Origin of the sequence: Pedobacter sp. Bi27, from assembly GCF_918698255.1 — a bacterium.
Taxonomy (GTDB): domain Bacteria; phylum Bacteroidota; class Bacteroidia; order Sphingobacteriales; family Sphingobacteriaceae; genus Pedobacter.
Genome location: NZ_CAKKMW010000020.1, coordinates 1 through 2,192 on the forward strand (window position 1 = coordinate 1; position 2,192 = coordinate 2,192).

Here is a 2,192-nt window from a genome sequence, read left to right on the forward strand (position 1 = left end):
CTACTTTTGCATCCCGCTTCGGAGGAAGGGTTTGATTGAAAAGATGGCAGAGCGAGATGGAGGGCATGATTTATTTTAAAATAAATATTGCGGGAGCGGAAAAGATTGCTACCTTTGCAGCCCGGATCGGAAGAACGGAAAGCTGATCAATATCAGCGTATTGAAAAGCAAAGAGGAAGAAAAGGAGAACAAAAAAATAAAATTTATTTTATTTGGAAGTTTAAAAAAGATCCTTACCTTTGCACTCCCAACCGAGAGGAAAGGGAAAAATCGGAACGGCGGATGTCGGGAAGATAACAAAAACAAGATTGAGATAAACAGAAACACGGAGAGACGAACAAGACTTTTCCGAACTGAAGTTTAACGATATATAGATGACCGGCCGTGAGGCTTACCAGGTCAACAAGTTCTTAAAAGAGATGTCAATGTAGCGTAGCGAGGTAATGGAGTACCGATCAAAGTACATGATTACGTAGCTTTATTTTAAAGGTGGTGTCTAACAGACAACATAACAAAAAAGAAGACTATTTTTAACAATAGTTAAAACTGGTCAGCATCTTACAACACATTTTACAATGGAGAGTTTGATCCTGGCTCAGGATGAACGCTAGCGGCAGGCCTAATACATGCAAGTCGAACGATAGATAAGGGCTTGCTCTTATCGAAAGTGGCGCACGGGTGCGTAACGCGTATGCAACCTACCTTAATCAGGGGGATAGCCCGGAGAAATCCGGATTAATACCGCATAAAATCACAGGATTGCATAATCCAATGATCAAACATTTATGGGATTGAGATGGGCATGCGTGTCATTAGCTAGTTGGCGGGGTAACGGCCCACCAAGGCGACGATGACTAGGGGATCTGAGAGGATGGCCCCCCACACTGGTACTGAGACACGGACCAGACTCCTACGGGAGGCAGCAGTAAGGAATATTGGTCAATGGAGGCAACTCTGAACCAGCCATGCCGCGTGCAGGAAGACTGCCCTATGGGTTGTAAACTGCTTTTATCCGGGAATAAACCTTTCTACGTGTAGAAAGCTGAATGTACCGGAAGAATAAGGATCGGCTAACTCCGTGCCAGCAGCCGCGGTAATACGGAGGATCCAAGCGTTATCCGGATTTATTGGGTTTAAAGGGTGCGTAGGCGGCCTGTTAAGTCAGGGGTGAAAGACGGTAGCTCAACTATCGCAGTGCCCTTGATACTGATGGGCTTGAATGGACTAGAGGTAGGCGGAATGAGACAAGTAGCGGTGAAATGCATAGATATGTCTCAGAACACCGATTGCGAAGGCAGCTTACTATGGTCTTATTGACGCTGAGGCACGAAAGCGTGGGGATCAAACAGGATTAGATACCCTGGTAGTCCACGCCCTAAACGATGAACACTCGCTGTTGGCGATACACAGTCAGCGGCTAAGCGAAAGCGTTAAGTGTTCCACCTGGGGAGTACGCTCGCAAGAGTGAAACTCAAAGGAATTGACGGGGGCCCGCACAAGCGGAGGAGCATGTGGTTTAATTCGATGATACGCGAGGAACCTTACCCGGGCTTGAAAGTTAGTGAATCATTTAGAGATAAATGAGTGAGCAATCACACGAAACTAGGTGCTGCATGGCTGTCGTCAGCTCGTGCCGTGAGGTGTTGGGTTAAGTCCCGCAACGAGCGCAACCCCTATGTTTAGTTGCCAGCACGTTAAGGTGGGGACTCTAAACAGACTGCCTGTGCAAACAGAGAGGAAGGAGGGGACGACGTCAAGTCATCATGGCCCTTACGTCCGGGGCTACACACGTGCTACAATGGATGGTACAGAGGGCAGCTACATAGCAATATGATGCGAATCTCACAAAGCCATTCACAGTTCGGATTGGGGTCTGCAACTCGACCCCATGAAGTTGGATTCGCTAGTAATCGCGTATCAGCAATGACGCGGTGAATACGTTCCCGGGCCTTGTACACACCGCCCGTCAAGCCATGGAAGTTGGGGGTACCTAAAGTATGTAACCGCAAGGAGCGTCCTAGGGTAAAACCGATAACTGGGGCTAAGTCGTAACAAGGTAGCCGTACCGGAAGGTGCGGCTGGAATACCTCCTTTCTGGAGTAGCACCGCCTACTCGCCACGCAACATGATATTTCTAATTAAGGTATAAGGTTAAAGCATAAAGACCAAAGCTGAAAGGCTTGTCCTGATAC

Annotated in this window: 1 rRNA gene; it reads left to right on the forward strand. The window is 47.7% G+C overall.

Features of this window, described 5'->3' with window-relative positions:
• Positions 1–572 precede the first annotated feature (572 nt).
• Positions 573–2,094, forward strand: a 16S ribosomal RNA gene (locus LQ227_RS25540).
• Positions 2,095–2,192 lie beyond the last annotated feature (98 nt).